Source organism: Bacteroides sp. MSB163 (assembly GCF_036416795.1).
Classification (GTDB): Bacteria; Bacteroidota; Bacteroidia; order Bacteroidales; family Bacteroidaceae; genus Bacteroides; species Bacteroides maternus.
On the sequence record NZ_CP143867.1, the window covers coordinates 5,136,688 to 5,162,378 of the forward strand.

A 25,691-nucleotide genomic window follows, 5' to 3' on the forward strand; every position below is an offset into this window, starting at 1 on the left:
ACCTCTCCCTGATCATCCTACATAAATATCAGCTGCTTCTTAAGCAAGTCCACAATATCACTTTGCAGCTTCTGCGCATTGATAGGTTTAGAAGTATACGCATCAAAACCACTGTTCAGAATGCGTTCTTCATCTTCGGCATAGACATAAGCAGTTACTGCCATGATCGGAACCGTCGGCGACATTTCGCGTATAAGTTGTGTAGCTTCGTAACCGGTCTTTTTAGGCATATTGATATCCATCAATATCAGATGGGGGTTGTATTTCTTGAATAGCTCTACCGCCTCTTCCCCATCCCAGGCATGGAGAATGTTGTACTGACGCTTCAGGATAGATTCGAACAACAGGAAATTACTCTCATTATCCTCAGCTATCAGAACTGTGAGTTTGCTCTCCACTTTATTCAACCGGTGCTCTTTCTGTTCCCTCACCGATTTGAGCTCAACGGGACGATAAGGAAGAGTAAACCAGAAAGTAGAACCCTTGCCGGGTTCCGATTCCACACCAATCTCACCACCCAGATTCTCTACAATACTTTGGCAAATAGAGAGTCCCAGTCCTGTGCCTTGCGAGAACGAATCAAGCTTTACAAAACGACCGAACACAGTATCTTTCTTGTCTTTTTCAATTCCATATCCCGTATCCGTGATATAGAAATAGAGAAAATCAGTATTTTTCAGATGATAACCAAAAGTGATGCTTCCACTGGGGGTGAACTTCATAGCATTATTCATCATATTGGTTACCACTTGCGTCAGCCTGTTCTTCTCAATGTTTACAAAACAATCCGGCATTTCCGGCAGATATCGGATGACAACCGCATCATTTTTCTGGCGGAGCCGGGCGGATTCTTCCAACTCCTGAAACAAGGCATTCAAATCTATATCGGAATAGACAAACTCAAGTGTTCCGGACTCAATCTTGGAAAGATCCAAAATATCTCCTACAAGTTGCAACAACAGGGTATTATTGTTCTCGATAATATTGATGTATTCTTCTTTTTCTTCCGGCTCTTCCGCATCCGCCAGAATACTGGAAAAACCGACAATAGCATTGAGCGGGGTACGTATTTCATGGCTCATATTAGCCAGGAAAGCTGATTTAAGACGATTGGATTCTTCCGCTTTTTCTTTTGCCGTAATCAGATCTTCTTCCATTTTCTTTCGCCCGGTGATCACGAGAGAAGAACCGATCAAAGTAATCGGATTGCCCTTTTCATCCCGCTTATCAACCGTGGCCTGAGCCTCAACCCATTCATAACGCGCCACTCCATTCTTGCGGACTATCACACGATATTCTTCCTTAATCTTAGAAACATTACCTTCCGTCAGTTCCTTATAGGCTTTCTTTACCCGTTCCCTATCTTCTTTACAGATTTTGGCAAAATATTGGTAATCGGGTACGGAAAGCTGATCTTCGTTCATCATGCTATCGTCATGGCTAAGCTCCACCGGACGGTTCACATCACAGAGCATGGTACCCTTCTCCAGGTCCCATTTCCAGGGAACGATATTCGCAACATCCAGCGACATTGACAATTTGTGATTAGCGGAACGCAACATCTGTTGTGTCTCGGCCAGTTCGGTATTGTCTACGCAGAAAACATCAATGAATCCCTTATGCTTGGAGGGCGTCAGAATCACATTGAAATAATTACCTATATTTTCGTAATAGTATTGATAAGAAAGTTCCTTTTGAGTGGAAGTAACCATGCTATAGAGGTGGCACATCCTTTCAAAACCTTTAGGATCCGCCTCACTTCCTTTTTTGCCGATAACCTCACCCATGGATTTGAAGTATTTCTCAAAACGTGGATTGGCTTCCACTGTGATATAGTCCACAATCTTTCCCGCAGAGTCGTAAATCAGTTTCTGTTTCAAATAAACGATAGGCATATTCTCAAACAAACTGTGATAACTGGTCATCAGTCTGATCTGTTCTTCCTGCTTTTTTCTTGCTCTGGACAGCCACCCCATCCGCAGCCACATAAACAAGAGCATGATGACTACAATGGCAATTATGACGCTATATTTATGTTGCTCCCAGAAAGAGGGCGGCATCATATAAAAAACTGAATTGGGAGGACACAAACCAGGCGACAATCCGGCTTCCATAAGATCGTAATAGTTGAACATGGGAGTAGGCATACCACAGTCTACGATACGGGCTCCTTTCTCGTTGACACCGGATAAAACACCGTTGGTGATCTCAACCACTTTTCTTCCAACAGTTTTTTCATCAAAGAAATAGCCGCCTACCAGACCGTTCCGCTGCAATCCGGTATTATCTAATGAGAAGATAGGTGAAGAGGAATAATAGCTCAGAATTCTGGAAATATTATTGGTTAATACGACATTCCCTTTTTGAGTATCCTGATACCATGAGCAAAAGAGAACTCCGCTGTTTGCCTCTGCATGGCTCAATGAATCCGCCAATGCATCGGTAGTCATTACCCCGGCAACATAATCCTTTATTTCAAGTTCGGGAAAGTCCTTGCTCACAATCTCTTTCAAATCCGAACGGAATTGGGCACTTATATACCGGGCATCCGACAGAAATATCAACTCATCCATTTCAGGCATCAAATCCTGCATCAGCGAAACTGTTTCTTTGAGATATGCAGGTACATGGAATACGGTCAGCGACAAATTTCCTTTATAATCTTTCAAGGGAGTTCTCTCTTCTACCGGAATGGCGCGCCTCTCCAGATAAGCCTCCTGCGGACCAACGTAATCCATCTCCGTACAAAGAATCACAGGGACATCTTTCCATTGTTTTTCTATATCATCTCTCAGCAACCCCCAGGAAGCACTACCTAAAAGAATCAGGAGTTTTGGAGAATTGTCTGCATATTTTCCAAAGAGATTTTCTGTATATTCCAATAATTCTTCTGCATTTTGTAAATGCAAAAATTGACTGCCCATGTGCTCCACATCCACTACATAAGGAGAATTTTTATGCTGATAAGAATTATAAATAGGGATAATGAAGTCGTTACTCCACCGGGAAGATCCACTGTATGCGTTAAGAATCAATATTCTACCTTCATTCCCTGGTTTAAATACTGAAGAGATTTCGCCAAATACATTAACAGTATTTAAAAGAAAGACAACTAATATAATAAACACTCTGATTATTATTTGCAAATATTTCATCTAAGTTATAGTTTGCTCTATAAGTGTATCCATTCTTTACCGCATAAGGAATCAAAGGTCTACATTACAGAAAAATTATAGTGCAAAACTAATTAAAAATCAGACAATTCCCAGCTTTTAGAAAAGAGATTTTTAAAGAGGATTGCGTATCTTCCATATTCTGCGTACTTTTGAAAGCATTAAACAGAAGAATCATGAAAATACTTCATACCAGCGACTGGCACTTGGGGCATACATTATATAATTATGACCGCAGCCACGAGCAACAAGCATTTTTGCAACAACTAACCCGCATTGTAGCAGAAGAAATGCCGGATGCTATGGTAGTGAGCGGAGACATCTATCACTACTCCACCCCATCGGCAGCCACCCAAAAGATGTACACGGATGGTATGCTCGAAATTCACAGAGCATGTCCCGGAATGACGATTGTGGTAACTGCCGGAAACCACGACAGCAGTTCTAAACTGGAAATAGACAGCAGTCTATGGAACCATTTTGGCGTGAAAGTCGTAGGAAACATCGAACGCACCCGGGAAGAGGTGAATCTGGAAAAACATATCGTGGAAGTAAGAGACAAAGAAACAATACTGAAAGGATATATCATTGCCGTCCCCCACGTCTATCCACAGAATTTCCCGATGCTGGACACTGAAACACCACGTGAAGAACGGCAGGCACGCTTCTTCCAGGCATTGCTGGACGAAGTAGGAAAAATAAATACGGAAGGATTGCCTGTTGTATTAATGGCACACCTCTCCATAGAAGGCAGCGACCGGACGGGGCATGACGAAACTGTGGGCGGAATAGAATACGTTCCCATCAGTTCGATGGGCGAAGGATACGATTATCTGGCACTCGGACACATTCATTGCCCGCAGAACATCAAAGGAAGCGGACGGCATGCACGCTATTGCGGTACCCCCCTACCCGTCAGTTTCGACGAAGCTTATCCGCACTCCGTATCTATCGTTGAAATGAAAGGATGGGAAGAGCCACAGATAAGAACTATAGAAATAGAAAATCCAACGCCACTCATCACCCTCCCCAAAGAACCGGTCGTCTTCGAAGAAGCCATAAAGCTATTGGAAGAATATCCGGATGACAAACCGGCTTATATCCGCCTGAATGTTCTGATAAAAGATTATCTGGCACCCGATTGCAATGAACGGGCATCGAATGCTGTAAAAGGAAAAAACTGTAAATACTGCTATATCAAGCCCAACCGCGAAAAACGGACTTCAGACGATGTAGCCCGGCACATCTCCATTCAGGAAATACAGGAAATGTCTCCGCTGGAAATAGCCAGACTTTATTATCAGGAGGCAGAAGGAGAAGAGATGGACGAAGAACTCTGCGAACTGATGAGCAGTGTCGTGCAAAAAGTAAGAGAAAAGAACAATCTGCGCTAATCCGTGTAATCTGTGGTGAACTATGAAACTTCAAAAACTGACTATAAAGAACCTGGCATCCATAGAAGATGCTGTCATTGATTTTGAGAACGGACCTTTGAGTGAAGAATCCCTGTTCCTGATCTGTGGTGAAACAGGTGCCGGCAAAACGACATTACTCGATGCCATTTGTCTGGCACTCTACAACGAAACGCCTCGAATGGAACGTGCGGAAAATGAAAAGTACCGGGATGTAGGACAAATGTTTTCTTCTAAAAAAGAAGATGTGGCAATAAACGACAGCCGCCAACTGATGCGCCGGAATACCAATGAAGCTTGGACAGAACTGGAATTTATCGGTTCAAATGAAATACCTTACACCGCTAAATGGTATGTGGCCCGTGCACATCGGAAAGCATCCGGTGCCATTCAGGATGCAAAGTGGACCTTGGAGAACCGTAAAGCCAACCTCCAGATCACCAAGAAAAACGAAATCAAGGCGGAAATACAAAAGGCCGTAGGACTAAACTTCGAGCAATTCTGCCGTACCACCCTGTTGGCTCAAGGAGATTTCACTAAATTCCTTCAAAGCAAAGAAAGTGAAAAATCGGATATTCTGGAAAAACTGACAGGTACCGGAATTTATTCTGAAATAGGTGCAGGAATTTATGCCATAACGAAAGAAAAACGCATAGACTATGAGAATCAGAACCGGAAACTGGAAGGAATCCATGTGCTGACTGAAGAAGAAATGGCCGGAATTAACGAAACAATAGCTGCGTTAAGTACCGAGATCAACGGAAATACCGGGCAAAAGAACATAGCGGCACTGAAACGTGACTGGCTGAAAAGAAATACTGAACTCACCCTTACTCAAGAAAGCCAACAGAGAATCTGGGAAGTGAAGAAAGAACTGTTGCAATCGGATGACTTCCGGCAGAAAGAGCTACTGATAAAGGATTGGAATCACACTGCGGATGCCCGCAATTGGCTCTCCTCTTTCAAACAGCAACAGCGGCAACAAGAAATCAATGCCGAACAAACCAAAAGTTTGAAGCAGAATTTCATCCGTCTCAGCAGTGGCTGCATTTGGCTGAAGGAAAACATGAAAGAGCAACAGGCAAAACTAATCCTTGCTGAAGAATATCTGCAAACTCATGCCCCGTTCCTGCCCATGTTCGAACAGAGCCAGTCTATCATCACCGATTTGAATGCGGTGCTCTCCTCCCATTCCCGTATCTCCATTTACGAGAAACAGATAGCGGAATTGACCCGGCAACAACCTGCCCAAGAGCAGGAACGCACAAATAAAGAGAATGACTTCAATCTGAAAAACAAAGAGAATCAGATTAAGCAACAGGAAATAAACCAACTGAATGTGCAGCTTGACTCCATGAACCGGAGCGCCTTGCAAGAAAAGAAGAGTACATTGGAGATTATCAAGGAGAATTTGCAGAAAGCTCAAAATGCTCTGATAGTATTGGAAGAAAAGAAGACATCTCTTGCCACTGCCGAGGAAAACGAGAAATCACTGGAAACGAAACTGCAAACCGGCAAGAACCAGCATGAGAAACTTAAAAACGAATTCAACACCCAAAAGAAAGCATACGATGGCCTTAAAGAGCTTTATGACAAACAAAAAGAGGCTGTGGAGGAATGGGCTAAAGAAGCCCGTGCCCGTCTATCTATAGGAGATATGTGTCCGGTATGCGGCCAGAAGATAGAGGCGCTCAGCAAGGACGAAGATTTTCAGTCGATGCTTGCCCCTATCCGGCAATCGCTGGAAGTAAAAGAGAAAGAATACAAGGAAGCGGAACAAGCTTTAAACAGTAACCGGGCAGAAGTCAAAACCTATGAAAATATGATAGCAAGCAGCCGTCTGGCAACAGAAAAAGCGCGGAAAGTTCATGATACTGCCCGAACGGAAGCAGAAGAGAAATGTGGTCGGTGCTCTATTCCAAGTATCTCCGACAATACCAAAGAAATACTGGAAAAGTTGTTTCAAGAGAATAAACAGAATCTGGAGAATGTCAGTACCCAACTGAATGAAATACAAACCCTCTCCAACCATATCTCCCGGCTGCAACATCTGAAAGACGAGTACCAGAAAGCAGTGGAAGCTGCCCGTAAGGCATTTGATACTGCCGACAAGAATCTGACAAAGCTGAAAAACGATATCACCAATAAACATTCACTGGCGGAAAGTGAAAAAGATATTGTCCGTACTACGCTGGAACGCGTCAGCCCACTGATTCTTTGGGAAGGTTGGCAAACCGAGTGGCAGACCTCCCCTACCGCTTTTATCGAACGCCTACAGAAATCCGCAGGGCATTATAAACTTGCACAGAACAGACAAGCGGAATTAAAAGCTACCATCGCCCTCATCGATAAAGAACTGAGCAGCATATCCGCCACCCAAGAACTGATCTGCACAGCTTTCCCCGAATGGAGGGATCTTCCGGCAAAGGAAAAAATGGAAATCAAGAATCTGGGAATGGCCTGGAATACGCTGAATTCTGAAGCCGGCGGACTGAAACAGAACATCCTGTCTGTCCGGAAGAATCTCGATGAGCTACAAACCAACCTGACAGCATTCTATACCACATATCCGGATATGGACGAAGCACGCCTCATCGCCCTTTCCTCCTACTCCAACGAGCAAATAGAATATCTGCGCAGCGGACAACAGAAGATTAGAGAAGAAGAAGTGGCAGCACAGACAGCCTTCAGACTCACAACCGGACAACTGGAAGAACACCAAAGTAAGAAGCCGGAAATGGAGGAAGAAGAAGCCCTCGAAAGTCTGGATAGCCTTATCACTGCTTTGGATGAAAAGATCACAGCAGGCAATCAGACCCTCTTACGACTGAAAATCCAATTGGAAGAGAATGAGAAAAACATTGCCCGGATAAAAGATGAGAAGAAACGTGCAGACGAGTTGCGGGAAGTTTACCTGAAATGGGATCGCCTTTGCCACCACTTTGGTGACGAGAAAGGAAAGAACTTCCGGAACATTGCCCAAAGTTTTGTACTGAAAGAATTGCTCAATGGAGCAAACTTCTACCTGCAACGCCTGACCGAACGTTACGAATTGGAATGTCAGGCGGGTTCGCTCACCATTCTGTTGCGTGATTTCTATCAGGGAGGTGCGGCACGTCCGGCCTGTACACTGTCCGGTGGAGAGAGTTTCCTGGTTTCCTTGTCATTGGCACTTGGTCTGTCTTCACTCAGCCGGCATAGCCTGTCGGTAGATACATTGTTCATTGATGAAGGTTTCGGAACCTTGAGCAGTGATTATCTGAACACAGTAATGGACACACTGGAGAAACTACACCAGATGGGCGGCAAGAAAGTGGGTATCATCAGCCATGTAGAAGGGCTGCGCGAGCGGATCAAGACCCAGATACAGGTGAAGCGAATTGATAATTCGAGAAGTGAAATCACAACAGTGAGGACACTATAAATATTATTGTGTACTTTTGCAGCAACTATTAATAGAAAAAGACAATGAAGAAGTTCATAAAAGGAGTCCGGTTTGCTCCTAAAAACTATTCCGACGAAGTAGAAGCGAAGATTCAACATTATAAAAAGGAAGGTTATAAACTACCGTCGCGCCACTTATTGCGCACCGAAGAACAATTGGCGGGTATCCGCGAAAGTGCCAAAATCAACACCGCGCTGCTGGATTATATTTCCGCAAACATCCGCGAAGGAATGTCCACTGCGGAAATTGACCACATGGTCTATGAGTTTACAACGGATCATGATGCAATACCTGCCCCTTTCATGTACGAAGGTTTCCCCAAAAGTGTATGTACAAGTATCAATGACGTGGTATGTCATGGCATCCCAAGCACGAAAGAGTTCCTGCGTAGCGGAGATATTGTGAATGTGGACGTTTCTACCATTTATAAAGGATATTTCTCGGATGCGTCACGAATGTATATGATTGGAGAAGTGAAACCGGAAATGCAACGCCTGGTACAGGTGGCAAAGGAATGCCGTGACATAGGCGTACAGACGGCACAGCCGTGGGCACGGCTTGGAGACGTCGGTGCAGCCATTCAGGAACATGCGGAGAAAAACGGATACAGTGTAGTACGCGACCTGTGCGGACACGGCGTAGGAATTAAGTTCCATGAAGAACCGGACGTTGAGCACTTCGGCAAACGCGGTACAGGTATGCTTATCGTTCCGGGAATGACATTCACCATCGAACCGATGATAAATATGGGAACCTACGAAGTCTTCATTGATGAAGCCGACGGATGGACCGTCTGCACAGACGACGGACTGCCATCGGCACAATGGGAAAGTATGCTTCTGATTACCGAAAACGGCAACGAGATATTGACTGAATAAGCATGGATATTGTTTTTCTAATTATCGGTCTTATAGTAGGTGCCGGCGTAGGGTATCTGATAGCCGGACGAAAAAGTGCCGCGTTATCCGCACAACTGCAAGCTACCCGCGAACGGGAAGAGCTGCTGAATCGTACGGTAGAAGAACGGATTGCACGTGAGAAAACCATCACAGCCGAGCGCCTGGCGGAGCAGGAAAAATCTTTCAATCTGAGACTGGCGGAGCAGCAGAAGCAATGGGAAGAACGTCTGAAATTGCAAACTGAAGAAGCGGAAGCCTTGCACAAACGCATGAGCACGGAGTTTGAGAATCTCTCCAACCGCATTTTCAAAAGCAAGACAGAAGACTTCACCAAGCTGAATTCGGAGCATCTCAGCAATTTACTCCGCCCATTGGGAGAAAACCTGAAAGATTTCCGGGAAAAGGTGGAACAAGTATATGACAAAGAGTCGAAACAACGTTTCTCGCTGGAAGAACGCATCAAAGATTTGGTAGAACTGAACAACCGGATCAGCGAAGATGCCAACAACCTGACTCGTGCGCTAAAAGGTGACTCCAAGATACAGGGCAACTGGGGGGAAATGATACTGGAGCGACTGCTGCAAGCTTCCGGCCTGATAGAAGGCGAACATTACTTCCGCCAGGAATTCCTGAAAAACGAACAGGGTGAAATGCTGACCAACGAAGAAAGCGGCCAGAGAATGCAGCCGGATATTATTGTCAGGTACCCGGATGAGCGGGAAATGATTATCGACTCCAAGGTATCCCTGACTGCCTATGCCGCTTACAATTCCGCCGAAAACAAAGAGGAAGAGGCTCGCTGGCTGAAAGCACATCTGCAATCGGTACGGGCGCATGTGGATGAACTCAGCCAGAAGGATTATTCGCATTATGATGCAAAAGCACCGGACTTTGTGATGATGTTTATCCCTACCGAAGCTGCATACCTGACGGCTATCAAAGCGGATACCAATCTATGGGAATACGCCTATAATAAAAAGGTGGTATTGATGAGTCCTACCAATCTGATCAGTGCGCTCCGCCTTTCCCTCGATCTCTGGAAACGGGAAAATCAAGTGAAGAATGTGCAGGATATTATCAAACGAGGTACATTGCTTTACGAAAAGATTGCCGGATTTACAGATACATTCCTGCGTATCGGTGACAATTTGAGCGGATTGCAAAGAGATTATGACAAGGCTTACAACCAGCTTTCGGATGGCAACGGCAGTGTGGTAAGACAGGCCGAACTGCTGCGTAACATGAGTCTGACTCCTAAAAAACGAATATCAGCAAGGCTACTGCCCGAAGATACATAAGACATACAGCTATAAACTTACAGCCGGCTTGTTGGTTCATGAACAAGCCGGCTGTTTCGTTATAATCCGAGTATATGTTTTTATTCAGTAAAGCATTATTTATGGGATAAAGTTGTCCGAATAACTTCTTTCACATCTTCCACGATTCCCATAGTAACATCTTTATCAAACTTCAGTCCCACTGATAATCCATCGCTGTTGGCAATCGTTTGGTAATCCTTTAGCTTCAATTCCAATTCCTGAAGGGAAGGATTCTTTATCACCGAGCTTGTACCTCCTTTCGGATACAAAGATACTTCTATGGGTAAAAGTACATCCGAAGCTGTCTTATATTTAGAACTGTAAGTCTTAGGCTCTCCAAAAGAAACGAATATAGGAAGCAAACTATCTAAACGAGCTTCGGAAACTCCACCCAATTCTCCGGAAATTTCTCCACGAACCTGTAAATAAGCCTCTTTTATGGTGCGCAGATAAGAAGTGATAGCGGTGGATGACGAACCACGGTCGTACCTTACAAATAAACCGGAAATCAGTCTTTTATCCGTATTCGTAACCTTCCGATACTCTTTCCTCAAGATATCCTTAAGGCGGACTGATAAGGTTTCCACATCATATTCTTTAATCAATTCCTGATTCAGCATCATCTTATTATTCATGTTCACGAAGAAACTATAAAAAGTTCCCGTCGGTTTCTCAATCCGATACTCCTTCTTTCCACCCACAGCATCTTTTGCCTTGCGCTCGAAGAATGCCTCCAATTGTTGCAATTCGCTCTCCTGAACTGAATTTTGTTTCACACTCACAGGCGTGTTTATCGCCTGCTCCATTGTTTTCTTCACTTCCGGTTGCGCAAAAGCATAAAGCGCTCCGGTAGCTACGGGCACAAAAAGCAACAGCTTCAAGTGTGCCCAATTGTTTGTTCTTCTTTTTAACATCATTGTGATACGATTTTTAAGTTTGCTGTGATTGAACCCGCAAGCCATAGAGTAGAGCCTTGCGCCCACGGACTTTTTCACCAGCAAGAGTTGATATTCTGTTGCATCGATGCCACTATTAATAACGCCATTATCGGCTTCATATTCATGCACTTCACGAAGTTCACGCATCAGGAGCCATGCGGCAGGATTGAACCAATGGAATATAACGATACATTCCATCCAAAGTAAATCCAATGTATGCCTATGTTGCAGGTGCATTTGCTCATGCAACAGGATTTCTCCGGGATTCCGTTCGTAATCCTCCTGTGACAGGACAATTGTATGCCCCCAACTGAAAGAGACCATCTTCTCCGGACAGATGACCAGCTTATATTTCCCGTAATTACAGGCAGGATAGCTCCGGATAAGCCGGCGCATACGGATGGTAGAAAGCAAGAGGAAAGCAAGCACTATCAAAGCCCCGATAAAATAACAACCGCCCAACAGCCAGACCACAGGAATAGTATGAATCACATTCGCACGATCTCCCTCTATCCACTCCCCTTTCTCTGCCATCAAAAGACTTGCTTCTTCAGACAAATGCTTTTCACCCGTTCCTCCTTCGCTTTGAACATTTACTTCCTTCTCAGTCAATAAATGTCTTACAGTAGTTATTGGCAACTGCAAAGTTGTATATTGATGAACATCTATTTGCAGCAATGGAAGTAACATACATGCCATCGTTCCTACCAGCAACAAAAAACGATTCGTACGGAACAGCGTATCTTTCCTGAAAAACAATCTGAACAGAAAGTACAGGATTGTCAGGCATAAGGTAGACTCAAATATATAAAACAATATAGTTCCCATGATCTATTTATTTGCCGGGTATAACTCTATTTCTATCTGTTCGACTTTTTACTTTCGATCTCTGCTATCAACGCTTTTAACTCGTCTACCGACATACCTTCTTCTTCAATAAATGTAGATACAACATTGGTATAAGAGTTATTATAGTATTGAGCTACTACGTCATTCAGTGCAGAACGCTTATATTCTTTATCGGAAACAGCCGCATAGTACTGGTACGTGTTACCATAGGCCTTGTATTTCACAAAGCCTTTTTCCTCTAATCCTCTAACTAAGGTAGATACGGTATTATAATGAGGTTTCGGCTCTTCATAAAAAGCCAGCAATTCACGAACAAACATCGGACCATGTTCCCAGAACATTTGCATGATTTCCTCTTCTTTAGCAGTCAATCGTTTCATAATATTTTCAAGTTTATTTGAGTGAACAACGCAAAGATAGAGATTTGTTTTAAACAAACAACTAATATTATTAGTTATTCAACTAATAAAAGAAGTAGTTTAACTAATATTATTAGTAGATAGTCAATACACCTTATTATATATAGAAAAAGAGAAGAAATATCTTATTTATGCTTTCTTTTTCTTAGGCAATACCTGATTCAGCACCACATATCCCAGTATTCCGGCAATAATAGTACCACACAACACACCGAATTTAGCTTGGTTCAGCAGTTCCGGATAAACACCGGAGAAAGAAAGATTGGCTATAAACAATGACACCGTAAATCCAACGCCACCCAGCAATGACACGCCTGCTATATTTTTCCAGTTCATACCTTCGGGCATACGGGCAAGCCCGCTTTTAATAGTCAGCCAGGTGAAGAGATAAATTCCCAAAAACTTACCCAAAAGAAGACCTAAGCCAACAGCAAGACCTACATTTCCTATAACTCCTCCGCCACCGCTAAAAACAACTCCTGCATTGGCAAAAGCAAATAAAGGAAGAATGACAAAATTCACGGCTCCATGCAGGTTATCCTCCAAAGATTGTAAAGGACTTATCACACGATCCGAAGCCCGCTCCACTTGCTTCAATATAGCAATCTGTTCGTTTGTCAATACAATGTTATCAGATTGTACCACCGGGAAAGAGCTGACAATAGCCCGGATACGCCGGATATATTTACCCGCATCCAGCCGTGGACGGGCGGGGATCACAAATGCAAGTATCACACCGGATATTGTACTGTGGATGCCGGATTGCAGGAATAAATACCAGATAATAATGCCAAAGAAAAGAAAGAAGATCTTCTGTGTCATACCGAACTTTCCCATATAATATAAGAAAGCATAAAGTATGGCAGCTACAATCAAATAACCGTAAGCAACCTCGGAGCTATAAAAAATGGCAATCACCAGAATACCACCAATATCATCTACCACAGCAAAAGCAGTCAGGAAAATCTTCAGGCTCAACGGTACGCGCTTGCCCAGCAGACTAAGCACTCCCAATGAGAAGGCAATGTCCGTAGCCATAGGAATAGCCATGCCTTGCGTTTCAGGAGTACCGGGAGTTACCAGAAAAAAATAAACCAGAACCGGAAATATCATTCCTCCACATGCTGCAATGAACGGCAGAATAGCTTTCCTGAAAGAGGATAACTCTCCTACCAGTAACTCGCGTTTTATCTCTAATCCCACGGCTAAAAAGAAAATTGTCATCAGACAGTCATTGATAAATTCAATCATCGTCAGATTATGACCGCCATGCGAAAGCAAGTTAAAATCACCAATACGTAAATGCAGTTCCTGCAACAGAAAGTTCTGATACACAGAAGACAGCGAAGAATTGGCCACAACCGCAGCCAGAATAGCTGTCAAGAACAATAAGATACTCGCCACTACATTCAGTGACGAAAAGTTTTTCACAGTACGTAGAATAATCATATATTCAATTTCAATATTAGATTTCCAAAGGATGCTCCGGTACCGTTAAAGAGCTATTCCTGATAGCTCATTAACGCCAGTTTTTTAACCCAAAGCACAAATATACCTGTTAATATCAGATTAAGCACAATAGTAAGTACAGAAATTACCAATGCCGGACCACCCAGATTATAGCCCAATGCAATAAAAATAACTCCCGCTCCTACCTCACCACGGGTAAACATACCAATGGAAAGTGCCAGACGTTCGCTCAATTTACGATCGCGATAAAAGAAGACCGGAAACAACTTACCGACATTGGAAAGTAACGATACAACAACCACATGTACAATAATCAATGCCCAAGGCATCATTTCCTGAGAACCGGTTATGGAGCTCAATCCCATATCGCCGGGGAGACTAATTCCCACAAGCGGGGGCATACTCATACCCACCAGAAACATAAATATAAATGAAATTCCAGTCGAAGCTTTATGCTCCCAGGCTGTATCAATATCCTTATGTTTCATGACCATACCCAGAACGAATGCCGGAAGCAACACCTCAATATGAATGCTGGCATCTTCTCCATATAAGTTCTTTGTAATAAGATAAAGCGATTGAGTGGCGGCAAACACCAGAACGGAATAAAACAGAATGGCTTTCCAATCCTGCCGCATATTGTATTTACTCAGTTTCTTCCAACCGAAAGAAAGCAACAGAAAGACGATAAGGATAATTACCAACAACTGCCAGCGGGGTCCGATCATCATTATTTGCAAAGGAATCATTAAGAGGATGGTATCCAAATCATCAAAGATGGCCAGCACCTGAATCTTCTTGTAGATCCAGCTGGACTTTAGTCCGATAGCAGCCAACATAGTGAATAATATACCTGCGGAAGTAGGAGCCGCAAAACGACTCAGCAACAAGTTTTCCTTCCATGCCTCCCAACTATTCCAGTATTCCGGCGGAAGTAAAACAAAAATATAATAAATAGCAATCAGAAACCAAGGCATGGCTGCCGTAGCCATGGCAACGAAATAATCTTTTGCGTACGTTTGCCATCGGGACTTGTCCACCTCAAACTCACGTCCCACATTAATCATAATGAATCCCAGACAAATATACAGTAACACATTAGATACAGTTTTCACCGTACCATAATCACTTCCTGACCATGCAGGCAGATATTGCGCTATAAAGAGACCTACCACCAGGAAGGCCGAAAATGATAGAACTTTTCTCATTTATTATTAGTTAGAATTTTCAAAACAAAGGGGATTGTCAAGACAGTCCTACAGAAAGAGAACAATCCCCGGACTAATATGAATCAGCTTTTATGCTTTTTTATATTAATCTAATTTCAACACCGCAAGGAACGCTTTCTGCGGCACTTCCACATTACCAATCTGCTTCATACGTTTCTTTCCTCTCTTCTGCTTCTCCAGCAACTTTCTCTTACGGCTGACGTCACCACCGTAACACTTCGCCGTAACGTCTTTGCGCACCGCCTTAATCGTCTCACGAGAAATGATTTTAGCTCCGATAGCCGCTTGGATAGCAATATCAAACTGCTGTCTCGGAATCAAGTCTTTCAGCTTCTCGCACATGCGGCGTCCCAAATCATACGCATTGTCGAAATGTGTCAGTGTTGAAAGGGCATCCACCGGTTCGCCATTCAGCAAGATGTCCAGTTTTACCAACTTGGACGGACGGAAACCACTGGCATGGTAATCAAAAGAGGCATATCCTTTCGAGATACTTTTCAGTTTATCGTAAAAGTCAATCACAATTTCCCCCAAAGGCATGTCGTAATAGATCTCCACACGATTACCGGAAATATATTCCTGCTTCACCAGTTCACCGCGTTTGCCCAGACACAAGGTCATGATAGGGCCGATATAATCTGTGGTTGTGATAACGGAAGCACGGATATAAGGCTCCTCAATATGGTCAATCAAAGTAGGATCGGGCATACTTCCTGGGTTATGCACCTCCGACATATGACCTTGTTTGTCATAGATATTATAAGAAACGTTCGGCACAGTAGTTATCACGTTCATGTCGAATTCACGATCAAGACGTTCCTGCACAATCTCCATGTGCAACAGTCCCAGGAATCCGCAACGGAATCCAAAACCTAGCGCCAACGAGGATTCTGGCTGGAAGGTCAGTGATGCATCGTTCAATTGCAGTTTTTCCAAAGAGGAACGCAAGTCTTCAAAGTCTTCCGCTTCAATGGGATATACACCGGCAAAAACCATCGGCTTCACTTCCTCAAAACCTGCAATAGCTTCTTTACACGGGCGGACAATGTGAGTAATCGTATCTCCCACCTTTACCTCTTTAGAAGTTTTAATGCCGGAAATAATATATCCCACATCACCGGTACGCAGTTCCTGACGCGCCACCATTTCCATCTTGAGCACACCGATTTCATCGGCATCATATTCTTTACCAGTGTTGAAGAATTTCACCTTATCTCCCTTGCGGATTACCCCGTTCACGATTTTAAAGTAAGCAATGATACCACGGAAAGAATTGAATACGGAGTCGAAAATCAAAGCCTGCAACGGCGCTTCCTCATCCCCTTCAGGATGGGGAATACGTTCAATAACCGCAGCCAGAATCTCTTCTACCCCCATACCCGTTTTACCGGAAGCACGGATAATCTCATCACGCTTGCAACCAAGCAATTCTATGATTTCATCTTCCACTTCTTCGGGCATGGCACTTGCCATATCACACTTATTGATGACCGGAATAATTTCCAGATCATGCTCAATTGCCATATAAAGATTGGAGATCGTTTGTGCCTGTACACCTTGCGAAGCATCTACAATCAGTAATGCACCTTCACAAGCGGCAATAGAACGGGAAACCTCATACGAAAAGTCTACGTGTCCCGGAGTATCAATCAGATTCAAAACATACTTTTCACCTTTGTACGTATACTCCATCTGAATAGCATGGCTCTTAATAGTGATACCTCTCTCTTTTTCCAGATCCATATCATCCAACATCTGTCCTCCGGTCACCTGTATGGTGTTGGTAAATTCAAGCAGACGGTCAGCTAAAGTAGACTTACCATGATCAATGTGGGCAATAATGCAAAAGTTACGTATATTCTTCATTTTCTACAATTATCTATCTATAAATAAGTATATTACAAAATGAGGCTGAATAATTCGTAGTACAGTCGCAAAACAAAATGGTAATATCTCGCAACGGGCTCGCCTCCTTTTGCGGGCGCAAAGATAATGAAAAATATGAGGTTTTGAAAGTGATTTATTCAATATCCGAGGGCGTAAATGTCTATATATCCTAAAACTATTCTATCATCCCACTGTTATGTATGCATAATAACCTAAACTGCATAACTGAAATGAAAAAATTTATTATTTTTGCGTGTTCCCTCCTATTATTGGCCGGATGCTCCAAGAATGAGATTATCATTTATGGCTCATCGCCCGAAAACAATGAATCCGACAACAGTCAGCCTTCGGAGAAAGAAGATGCACTCATCACCTTTTCCGCTTCACTCGAAAGTCGTAAAGTAACCAGATCCATGTCGCCCATGCCTAAAGGTCTGGTAAGTCAGATTTATGCCTTTGAAACTACAGACAGGAATTTTGATGATCCTTTTGCCGAAGGTTTGTATTCAACCACTTCCGCAGGCGTATTGACCGGATTAAAAGGCTACAAAATGTATTTAAGTAACGGATCATATAATATGTATGCGTTTTCTGAAAACTCCTCCGTTTATCCTCCAGACCTGACAGATGGAATATCCGCTCCGTTAAAGAATGGCATTGACTATCTATGGTGGGAAAATCTGGATCAAGAAGTCACAACTTCACAAATCCACATGCCCATTGTATTCCAGCACGTAGCCACTCAGGTCGTAGTAGACTTATCAGCCGGTGACGGTATAAAACTGGACAGTCTGATTTCAGCAAGTATACTTCCTCCCACTCCGGGTGCCACTCTCGATATAGAGACTGGAATTATTGAATCCACCTACACCTATGATACTACTCCGCTCACTATGGGAAAAAACGGTTTTCTCACGCAGGCCATCGTTCTACCGACAAAAGCCACCAATCCTATGTCTTTGACACTACAGATATTGGCAGACGGAGAAACGACTCCACGTACCTATACCGTAGGCATTCCCATTCCAGGCAAACTGGCAGGAGGATTTTCGTACGTCTTCAGTGCCATTATAGACGGAAATTCCGTATCGTTCCCTAATGTCAGTATCAAAGACTGGACCGAAGTAGATGAATCCGGTAACCCGCTTTATCCGACACAGAAATAATAAAGATCGCTCTTGCATCCCCAAAATACAACAACAAAGTAGAAAATATGGAAACTAAAATATCTGAAATCAGAAAAGAGTATACCAGAGGCAAATTGACACAATGCACCATCAATGACAATCCTTTCGAGCAATTCGAAGAATGGTTGAATGATGCTATTGCCCACAATGCGGACGAACCCACCGCCATGATAGTAGCAACAGTTTCGGCCGAGGGACATCCCTCTACACGCACCGTCTTGCTGAAAGGAGTGGAACACAACAAATTTATATTCTTTACTAATTATGAAAGCCGGAAAGGAAAACAATTGGCTGATAACCCATATATTTCCCTCTCTTTTGTATGGCACAAATTGGAAAGACAGGTACATATTGAAGGTAAAGCCGAAAAATGCCTCGACCAAGTATCGGATACTTACTTTTCCAGCAGACCCTATAAAAGCAAGATAGGTGCAAGAATTTCTCCACAAAGCCGGGTGATAAGTAGTCGTATGGAGATTATGCGGGCTTTCGTAAAAGAGGTCTTCAAGCTGGCGGGACATGAAATCAGACGTCCCGACAACTGGGGTGGTTTTGCCGTAACTCCTACCCGCTTCGAATTCTGGCAGGGACGGGAAAGTCGTCTGCACGACCGCATTCAGTATATACTTCAGGAAGATGGTAGCTGGAAACAGGAAAGACTAGCTCCTTAAACATCCCTTGTCAATGGACTGGAACATAAAAAGAAGCGTTGATAACATATAAATGTATCAACGCTTCTTTTTATAAGATAAATGTCAATCTCTCTCTTAAACCAACTTAACAAACAGTTCGCCTTCTACTTCCTGAGTAGAGATCTTGTCTTCTCTCAACAACCAGCCAAGGCCCAAGAACAAATCTTTGTCTACCAACTTAGTTGCTTTCTTGATTTGTTTAGCAGTTAAACCTTCAGTCTCATTCAGTGCACTCCAAATTTTTCCTGCAGTTTCACCAGCTTTTTCTTTTAACATTTTCCTTTTGTTTTTAGTTATACATGCTTTAATCTAAATTCTCTCATTAGCGAGGTTCAGATTTTATTTCAGCGGCAAAGATAGTTATATTTATGTTATATAACACATTATTCTCTGCTTTTTTATGTTATATGTCATAATAAGAGCATTTTTTCAGCAGGTCAGACCAAAAAGAATGATTCATTCAAGCGAAACTGATGGTTTGTTTACATTAAATAGACGATCTGTTTTCAAGATATTCCGCCCAAATACGGGCAGCTTCTTCCACCATCCTGACACACGGACGTTTAGCATAATATTGGTCGGTGCGTTCTTCGGGAGTAGACACTCCTTCCGGCTTCTTCAACCCCAATAATTCAGCACAAATTGTAGAGCCATTCCGTTTCTTAAACTCGGCAGCCAATTCCTGTACTACTGCATAATTGGCCCCTTTTCCTTCACGGTCTTTGGGATCAGTCGCTCCGGTTTCCAGTCCGGCAAGCAGAAACATACCGCATGCAGCGCCACAAGTCTGACGCATACGACCGATACCTCCACCGAAGGAAGCTGCCATACGCGCCGCCTGTTCTTGCGTAAATCCATACATGTCGGCAAAAGCAAGCACCACAGACTGGGAACAATTATAACCACTCTTAAAAAACTCTACCGCTTTCTCTATTCTTTCTTCAAACATTACCCTATCCCTTTTTTAGCCTTCTATATCCAACAACATGGGACAATGATCAGAATGTACAGCATCATTCAGAATACGCGCCTCTTTCAGTAACGGGCGAACAGTTTCGGTCACCATACAATAATCAATACGCCATCCTTTATTCTTTGCGCGGGAGTTGAAACGATAACTCCACCACGTATATTCCTGCTGTTCGGGATGCAACAAGCGGAAAGTATCGATAAAACCGGCATTCAGAAAACGCGTCATCCATTCCCGTTCTTCGGGCAAGAAACCACTATTAGTAGCGTTACGAATAGGATCATGAATGTCTATCGGTTCATGGCAGATATTATAATCTCCGCAAAGTATAAGTTTCGGACATGATTTTCGCAGCTCCGTCACGTACTCCTGGAACTTCTCCAACCACACCATCTTAAATGCCTGGCGTTCGTCACCACTCGTTCCTGAAGGATGATAAACACTTACGACAGATATATCGCCAAAATCGGCACGGATAAAACGGCCTTCATTATCATATTCTTCTATCCCCATGCCATATTCCACATGGTCCGGCTCTTTTTTAGTCAAGATGGCTACTCCGCTATACCCCTTCTTCTGCGCAGAATAGAGATAATGCTTATACTCCAACGCACCCAATGCTTCTTCCGGATATTGATCCGGCTGCAATTTAGTTTCCTGAATGCACACAACATCAGCTTGTTCCCGTTCCAGCCATTCCGGCAAACCTTTACTAACAGCTGCACGCAGCCCGTTTACATTATATGTAATAATTTTCATATGATCGTTTATTTAGTTTATATCTTATATATCAGAAGCCTGATTGTTCAAATGTATCCGCTTTATGACAATTCGGATATCAACAACATAATATTCAATACGGTCACGATACCTGCAATAGCGTAAAGTACGAAACTGCTCCATTTACTGTTGACATACTGCCCCATTACCTTACGCGAAGATGTTAACCCGACTTGCAGGAAAACGGTAAAAGGCAACTGTATACTCAGCACCATTTGCGAAATCAACAGCCCTTTAAAAGGATCGCCAATGAAGAATATCAGCAACAAGGCGATACCCAATGAAAGGATCACACCCACCTGCGAGTGACTATCCTTGATGTGATAGGATTCACCGAAGATACCGGCAAAGATAGACCCCGCCGCCATACCACTTGTAATGGTAGATGAAATACCCGCCATCAGCAAAGCCAGAGCAAAGACAACCGCAGCACTGTTTCCAAGCAAAGGCTCCAGCAAAGACTTCGCCTGTTGCAGTTCTTCAACCTGAATACCGCTTTTAAAGAAAGTAGCAGCAGCCAGCAATATCATAGCACTATTGATAGCCCATCCCACAATCATAGAGAAGAGCGTATCAAACAACTCATACTTCAAAACCTTACGAATAGAACTATCATCTTGCTTATTATATTCATGGCTCTGAATCACCTCCGAATGCAAGAATAAGTTATGCGGCATCACCACCGCTCCCAACACACTCATAATAATCAGCATGCTCCCTTTCGGAAAAGCTGGTGTCACCCATCCTTCCACAGCCATCGGCCAGTCAATCTTCACCAGGAACAACTCATAAATAAAGGATAATCCGATAACGGAAACAAAGGCAATGATGGAACGCTCTATCTTCTTATACGAATTCGTAAAAAGCATGATGACGACAAAGACGGTTGTCAATACAGCTCCCCATATAATAGGGATATCAAAAAGCATTTCCAAGGCAATTGCACCTCCCAATATTTCGGCAAGGGAAGTCGATATGGATGCCAACACCGCAGTGCCCAAAATAGGACGTGAGACCCACTTTGGCGTATATTTTGTGGCTGCTTCTGATAAACACAAACCTGTAACAATGCCCAAGTGAGCCACATTGTGCTGCAATACAATCAACATGATCGTTGACAAAGTTACCACCCAAAGCAGGGAATACCCAAATTCGGAACCCGCTGCAAAGTTGGAAGCCCAGTTTCCCGGATCAATAAAACCAACTGTAACAAGCAATCCGGGACCAATATATTTAAAAACGTCCAGACCACCCAAATAACGCTTGTGGTCCCTACGTTTCAAATCTTTCAGAATATTTTTCATCGTTCGTTCTTTTAATGGCGTAAAATTACGAAATAATAACAAGCGAGCCACACTTTCAGTTCAAAAAAGAAGCCCCCGGCATTGTACAACACCGAGGGCTAACCTATATTTTTAAAGTACAGGGATTTAGTTAGAATCCCATTTCATGCAGTGCCCTACATAACTGATCCGGACAAGAAGTTGAACGCCTTCCGCAACGAACCCCCTCCAGACGGGAAATCACATCATTTACTGACATTCCTTTCACCAGACGGGAAAGACCTTGCAAATTTCCGTTACAACCTCCCCAAAACGCAATATCCGTTATTATATTATTTTCTATTTCCAATTCAATGTGAGAACTACATGTACCTTGAGTCTTATAAGTATACTTCATTACTCTTCACTACCCTCCGGCTTCATATTGGTATAAACTGTTTGCACATCATCAAACTCTTCGAGACGTTCTATCATCTTATCCAAAGTTTCACGTTGCTCGGGAGTCACCTCTTTCGTATCGTTCGGAATATAAGTAAATTCACCACCGACATCCTCAAAGCCACATTCTTCCAGATGTTTCTGGATAGCTGCATAGCTCTTCGGATCGCCATAGATAGTGATTGTTCCTTCTTCTTCATCCTCTTCGAACTCATCATCTACATCGTAGTCAATCAGATCAAGAATGAGTTCTTCCATATCTATGCCGTCCTTCTTCTTGAAAGTAAACATACACTTATGGTCGAACAGGAAAGCTAATGATCCCATAGTACCCAAGTTTCCGCCAAACTTATTGAATACGGAACGTACATCAGCGACTGTGCGGGTAGTATTGTCAGTCAACGTATCTACGAATACAGCAACACCGTGAGGACCGTATCCTTCATAAGTCATTCCTTTGTAATCACTCTGGTCCTTACCCATTGCATTCTTGATAGCACGGTCAATGTTATCCTTCGGCATATTCTCACGCTTACAAGTAGCGATAACCGAACGCAAAGTCGGATTATTTTCCGGTTCCGGGCCACCAGCCTTTACTGCAATAGCAATTTGTTTACCCAGTCTTGTAAAGGTCTTTGCCATGTGACCCCATCTTTTCAATTTGGCAGCTTTTCTATATTCAAATGCTCTTCCCATTGGAATTATATTTTAATGTTTAATTATTAATTGTTTTAATTATCAATTAGCGAAGCTTTGCATCCAACTTATCTTCCAGATTCTTCACGAGTTTCGACATGATCTTATCGATCATCTTATCGTTCAGTGTCTGTGCCTCATCTTGCAACAGGAAGCTGACTGCATACGACTTTTTGCCGGCTTCCAGATTCTTACCTTCATAAACATCGAAGAGAGATACATCTTTCAGCAATTTCTTCTCTGTCTCATAAGCAATCTTCTCTATTTCGGCAAACTGCACCTTCTTATCAATCAACAAGGCAAGGTCACGCTTCACAGCCGGAAATTTGGAAACTTCCGTATAGCTGATCTTTACAGAACGGATGGCTTTCATCAGCTCTTTCCAATTCAGGTCAGCGTAATATACTTCATTGTCAATGTCGAAAGCTTTCAGAATCTTCTTTGTTACGATGCCGAATGTAGCAAGACGCTTTCCACCCTTAGTCTGTACAGACAAGGCAGCAGCATAAATATCATCCGTCAGGTTACCTACAACCAGATTTCTCATATTCAGCCCTAAACGCTGGAAAATATTCTCCACGTAAGCCTTCAACTCATATACAGAGCTTTCTTCATCAGCATGCGCCCATGAATTGGATACTTTTTTACCCGTTACCCACAACCCGAGATGATAATTCTCAGTGTAAGCAGCCAATGACTTTTCGGGATTCTTCTTTTCTTCATTGAAATAATAGCAATTTCCGAATTCAAAGAATTTCAGGTCGGCATTCTTACGGTTAGCATTATGAGAGATACTTTCCAATCCACCGAACAACAAAGTCTGACGCATGGCATTCAGGTCTGTACTCAACGGATTCAGTAGCATCACCAAGTTTTTAGAAGGATAAGTTTCCATACCGTCATAATAGCCGGCACGTGTCAGTGAGTTATTCAGAATCTCATTGAAACCACAACCTACCAACTGTTCAGCCACCAGGTTCTGCAACTTGTTAGACTTATCATGTTCGCCCTTCGTAGTCAAGCTAGACTTCAGCGTAGACGGTATTTCAACATTATTATATCCATAAATACGGAGAATATCTTCAATAACATCACAATCGCGTTGCACGTCTACACGATAAGGAGGAACCGCCAAAGTCAATCCTTCTGCCGTCTCATTGGTTATTTTCATCTCCAGACTGGTAACAATGCTCTTGATTGTCTCCACCGGAATCACTTTACCTACCAACGAATGCACCTTCTCATAAGATAACTCTACGATGAAATCCTGAGCAGGAGTTGCACAAACATCCTTTACTTCAGAAGAAATAGTACCACCAGCCAGCTCTTTCACCATCAAGGCGGCCAATTTCAGACAGTAAATAGTGATATTGGGGTCAATGCCTCTTTCAAAGCGGAAAGAAGCATCTGTATTCAGTCCGTGACGACGAGCTGTCTTACGAACCCATGTCGGATGGAAATAAGCGCTTTCTATGAAAACATCTTTGGTAGTTTCCGTAGAACCGGAATCCAGACCACCGAATACACCGGCAATACACATCGGCTTTTCCGTGTCACAAATCATCAGGTCACGATCAGATAATTTACGTTCCACGCCATCCAACGTGACAAACGGAGTACCTTCAGGCATTGTCTTCACCACTACTTCGCCACCTTTAATTTTATCTGCATCAAAGCAGTGCAATGGCTGGCCGAATGCATGAACAATGTAATTCGTGATATCCACTACATTGTTGATAGGACGCAGTCCGATGATACGGAGTTTATTCTGCAACCATTCCGGACTTTCTTTTACTGTTACGCCTTTCACCGTTACACCGGCATAGCGAGGGCAAGCTTCACTGTTTTCAACTGTAACATTGATATCCAGATCATGATTTTCAATGGCAAAAGCATCTACAGACGGTTTCTTCAGAGAAGTCGGTTTGTTATTTTGCACCAGATAAGCGTACAAATCACGAGCTACCCCATAGTGAGAACAAGCATCGGCACGATTCGGAGTGATATCCACTTCCAGCACATAGTCGCTCTTGATATTATAATAATCTTTGGCAAGAGTTCCCGGAACTGCATCAGCCGGCAGAACAATGATACCCGCATGATCTGTACCAATACCGATTTCATCTTCAGCGCAAATCATCCCATTGGACTCAACACCACGGAGTTTTGACTTTTTAATCGTAAAACATTCATCTCCGTCATAGAGTTTTGCACCCAAAGTGGCAATTACCACTTTCTGACCGGCAGCCACATTCGGTGCACCGCATACGATCTGCACAGGTTCCCCCTGTCCCAGATTCACAGTAGTCACGTGCATGTGGTCTGAATTCGGATGAGGAATGCATGTCAATACCTCACCGATAACGAGACCTTCCAGTCCTCCTTTAATCGTTTGCACTTCTTCTACACTTCCCGTTTCCAAGCCAATAGAAGTTAATGCAGCGGCAACTTCTTCCGGTGTCAAATCGAAATCGACATACTCCTTCAACCAATTATAAGAGATATTCATATCATTAATTTTTTATTGTTTCCAAAAGTGACCTGCAAAATTACAAAGTTTTTTTGGATGACAGGGAATTATCCATCAAGAAAATAATGAAAACAG

General features: G+C 43.1%; 19 protein-coding genes. 6 read left to right on the top strand and 13 right to left on the bottom strand.

Going from position 1 to position 25,691, the window contains the following annotated elements; genetic code table 11:
- Positions 1-17: 17 nt before the first annotated feature.
- On the bottom strand, positions 18-3,128 hold the full coding sequence (locus tag VYM24_RS20075; RefSeq protein ID WP_330940765.1) for an ATP-binding protein: 3,111 nt from the start codon (positions 3,126-3,128) through the stop codon (positions 18-20).
- 221 nt (positions 3,129-3,349) lie between these two features.
- Between VYM24_RS20075 and VYM24_RS20080 the strand changes: the two genes are divergently transcribed.
- Genes VYM24_RS20080 through VYM24_RS20095 form a run of 4 tightly spaced genes read left to right on the top strand, consistent with a single transcriptional unit; the run spans position 3,350 to position 10,227 of the window.
- A complete protein-coding gene (locus VYM24_RS20080; protein ID WP_044267217.1) occupies positions 3,350-4,567 on the top strand; it encodes an exonuclease SbcCD subunit D in 1,218 nt (405 codons plus the stop codon).
- A gap of 22 nt (positions 4,568-4,589) precedes the next feature.
- Complete coding sequence (locus tag VYM24_RS20085) at positions 4,590-8,009, top strand: AAA family ATPase (protein WP_330940766.1); 3,420 nt, start codon at positions 4,590-4,592, stop codon at positions 8,007-8,009.
- A gap of 44 nt (positions 8,010-8,053) precedes the next feature.
- Positions 8,054-8,908, top strand: a complete 855-nt coding sequence (gene map / locus VYM24_RS20090; RefSeq protein ID WP_029328380.1) for a type I methionyl aminopeptidase — start codon at positions 8,054-8,056, stop codon at positions 8,906-8,908.
- Positions 8,909-8,910: 2 nt separating this feature from the next.
- Entirely contained in the window at positions 8,911-10,227 is a 1,317-nt protein-coding gene (locus tag VYM24_RS20095; protein WP_291552963.1) for a DNA recombination protein RmuC, read from the top strand.
- Between the two features lie 95 nt (positions 10,228-10,322).
- Here the strand turns inward: VYM24_RS20095 and VYM24_RS20100 are convergent, their stop codons facing one another.
- The 5 genes from VYM24_RS20100 to lepA all read right to left on the bottom strand — a co-directional run bounded on the left by VYM24_RS20100 (position 10,323) and on the right by lepA (position 17,019).
- Positions 10,323-12,014: a M56 family metallopeptidase gene (locus tag VYM24_RS20100; RefSeq protein WP_330940767.1), complete on the bottom strand. Its 1,692-nt coding sequence runs from the start codon at positions 12,012-12,014 to the stop codon at positions 10,323-10,325.
- 32 nt (positions 12,015-12,046) lie between these two features.
- Positions 12,047-12,415 carry a BlaI/MecI/CopY family transcriptional regulator gene (locus tag VYM24_RS20105; RefSeq protein ID WP_007213754.1) on the bottom strand — a complete coding sequence of 123 codons (369 nt, stop codon included), beginning with the start codon at positions 12,413-12,415 and terminating at the stop codon, positions 12,047-12,049.
- A gap of 168 nt (positions 12,416-12,583) precedes the next feature.
- The gene (nhaA, locus tag VYM24_RS20110; RefSeq protein WP_291552969.1) at positions 12,584-13,903 is read right to left on the bottom strand and encodes a Na+/H+ antiporter NhaA; all 1,320 of its coding nucleotides are present in this window, start codon (positions 13,901-13,903) and stop codon (positions 12,584-12,586) included.
- A gap of 53 nt (positions 13,904-13,956) precedes the next feature.
- A complete protein-coding gene (locus VYM24_RS20115) occupies positions 13,957-15,132 on the bottom strand; it encodes a cation:proton antiporter family protein (protein ID WP_044267201.1) in 1,176 nt (391 codons plus the stop codon).
- Between the two features lie 105 nt (positions 15,133-15,237).
- Positions 15,238-17,019, bottom strand: coding sequence for a translation elongation factor 4 (lepA, locus tag VYM24_RS20120; protein ID WP_330940768.1), 1,782 nt, complete (start codon positions 17,017-17,019; stop codon positions 15,238-15,240).
- A gap of 251 nt (positions 17,020-17,270) precedes the next feature.
- Between lepA and VYM24_RS20125 the strand changes: the two genes are divergently transcribed.
- Positions 17,271-18,206 carry a fimbrillin family protein gene (locus VYM24_RS20125; protein WP_291552978.1) on the top strand — a complete coding sequence of 312 codons (936 nt, stop codon included), beginning with the start codon at positions 17,271-17,273 and terminating at the stop codon, positions 18,204-18,206.
- A 47-nt stretch (positions 18,207-18,253) separates the two neighbouring features.
- Positions 18,254-18,898, top strand: a complete 645-nt coding sequence (pdxH, locus tag VYM24_RS20130) for a pyridoxamine 5'-phosphate oxidase (RefSeq protein ID WP_299088539.1) — start codon at positions 18,254-18,256, stop codon at positions 18,896-18,898.
- A gap of 96 nt (positions 18,899-18,994) precedes the next feature.
- Here the strand turns inward: pdxH and VYM24_RS20135 are convergent, their stop codons facing one another.
- The 7 genes from VYM24_RS20135 to pheT form a co-directional block, all read right to left on the bottom strand.
- Complete coding sequence (locus tag VYM24_RS20135) at positions 18,995-19,195, bottom strand: winged helix-turn-helix domain-containing protein (protein ID WP_007213746.1); 201 nt, start codon at positions 19,193-19,195, stop codon at positions 18,995-18,997.
- Positions 19,196-19,406: 211 nt separating this feature from the next.
- On the bottom strand, positions 19,407-19,868 hold the full coding sequence (locus VYM24_RS20140) for a C-GCAxxG-C-C family protein (RefSeq protein ID WP_044267191.1): 462 nt from the start codon (positions 19,866-19,868) through the stop codon (positions 19,407-19,409).
- Positions 19,869-19,883: 15 nt separating this feature from the next.
- Complete coding sequence (locus VYM24_RS20145; protein ID WP_291552990.1) at positions 19,884-20,648, bottom strand: exodeoxyribonuclease III; 765 nt, start codon at positions 20,646-20,648, stop codon at positions 19,884-19,886.
- Positions 20,649-20,710: 62 nt separating this feature from the next.
- Positions 20,711-21,973: an Nramp family divalent metal transporter gene (locus tag VYM24_RS20150; RefSeq protein WP_007213741.1), complete on the bottom strand. Its 1,263-nt coding sequence runs from the start codon at positions 21,971-21,973 to the stop codon at positions 20,711-20,713.
- Positions 21,974-22,103: 130 nt separating this feature from the next.
- Positions 22,104-22,349 (bottom strand): TIGR03905 family TSCPD domain-containing protein, encoded by a 246-nt coding sequence (locus VYM24_RS20155; RefSeq protein WP_007213740.1) that lies wholly within the window; start codon positions 22,347-22,349, stop codon positions 22,104-22,106.
- Positions 22,349-23,086 carry a YebC/PmpR family DNA-binding transcriptional regulator gene (locus tag VYM24_RS20160; RefSeq protein ID WP_007217994.1) on the bottom strand — a complete coding sequence of 246 codons (738 nt, stop codon included), beginning with the start codon at positions 23,084-23,086 and terminating at the stop codon, positions 22,349-22,351. The genes VYM24_RS20155 and VYM24_RS20160 overlap by 1 nt, the downstream gene beginning before the upstream one ends.
- A 46-nt stretch (positions 23,087-23,132) precedes the next feature.
- On the bottom strand, positions 23,133-25,595 hold the full coding sequence (gene pheT, locus VYM24_RS20165) for a phenylalanine--tRNA ligase subunit beta (protein WP_330940769.1): 2,463 nt from the start codon (positions 25,593-25,595) through the stop codon (positions 23,133-23,135).
- Positions 25,596-25,691: the final 96 nt, after the last annotated feature.

Bases quoted from the DNA above. Each gene is read 5' to 3' on its own strand.
- pdxH (WP_299088539.1), top strand. From the start codon at position 18,254: ATGGAAACTAAAATATCTGAAATCAGAAAAGAGTATACCAGAGGCAAA.
- VYM24_RS20095 (WP_291552963.1), top strand. From the start codon at position 8,911: ATGGATATTGTTTTTCTAATTATCGGTCTTATAGTAGGTGCCGGCGTA.
- VYM24_RS20155 (WP_007213740.1), bottom strand. From the start codon at position 22,349: ATGAAGTATACTTATAAGACTCAAGGTACATGTAGTTCTCACATTGAA.
- VYM24_RS20105 (WP_007213754.1), bottom strand. From the start codon at position 12,415: ATGAAACGATTGACTGCTAAAGAAGAGGAAATCATGCAAATGTTCTGG.
- VYM24_RS20160 (WP_007217994.1), bottom strand. From the start codon at position 23,086: ATGGGAAGAGCATTTGAATATAGAAAAGCTGCCAAATTGAAAAGATGG.
- VYM24_RS20125 (WP_291552978.1), top strand. From the start codon at position 17,271: ATGAAAAAATTTATTATTTTTGCGTGTTCCCTCCTATTATTGGCCGGA.
- VYM24_RS20100 (WP_330940767.1), bottom strand. From the start codon at position 12,014: ATGGGAACTATATTGTTTTATATATTTGAGTCTACCTTATGCCTGACA.
- VYM24_RS20115 (WP_044267201.1), bottom strand. From the start codon at position 15,132: ATGAGAAAAGTTCTATCATTTTCGGCCTTCCTGGTGGTAGGTCTCTTT.
- nhaA (WP_291552969.1), bottom strand. From the start codon at position 13,903: ATGATTATTCTACGTACTGTGAAAAACTTTTCGTCACTGAATGTAGTG.
- lepA (WP_330940768.1), bottom strand. From the start codon at position 17,019: ATGAAGAATATACGTAACTTTTGCATTATTGCCCACATTGATCATGGT.
- VYM24_RS20085 (WP_330940766.1), top strand. From the start codon at position 4,590: ATGAAACTTCAAAAACTGACTATAAAGAACCTGGCATCCATAGAAGAT.
- VYM24_RS20140 (WP_044267191.1), bottom strand. From the start codon at position 19,868: ATGTTTGAAGAAAGAATAGAGAAAGCGGTAGAGTTTTTTAAGAGTGGT.
- VYM24_RS20135 (WP_007213746.1), bottom strand. From the start codon at position 19,195: ATGTTAAAAGAAAAAGCTGGTGAAACTGCAGGAAAAATTTGGAGTGCA.
- VYM24_RS20150 (WP_007213741.1), bottom strand. From the start codon at position 21,973: ATGAAAAATATTCTGAAAGATTTGAAACGTAGGGACCACAAGCGTTAT.
- map (WP_029328380.1), top strand. From the start codon at position 8,054: ATGAAGAAGTTCATAAAAGGAGTCCGGTTTGCTCCTAAAAACTATTCC.
- VYM24_RS20080 (WP_044267217.1), top strand. From the start codon at position 3,350: ATGAAAATACTTCATACCAGCGACTGGCACTTGGGGCATACATTATAT.
- pheT (WP_330940769.1), bottom strand. From the start codon at position 25,595: ATGAATATCTCTTATAATTGGTTGAAGGAGTATGTCGATTTCGATTTG.
- VYM24_RS20145 (WP_291552990.1), bottom strand. From the start codon at position 20,648: ATGAAAATTATTACATATAATGTAAACGGGCTGCGTGCAGCTGTTAGT.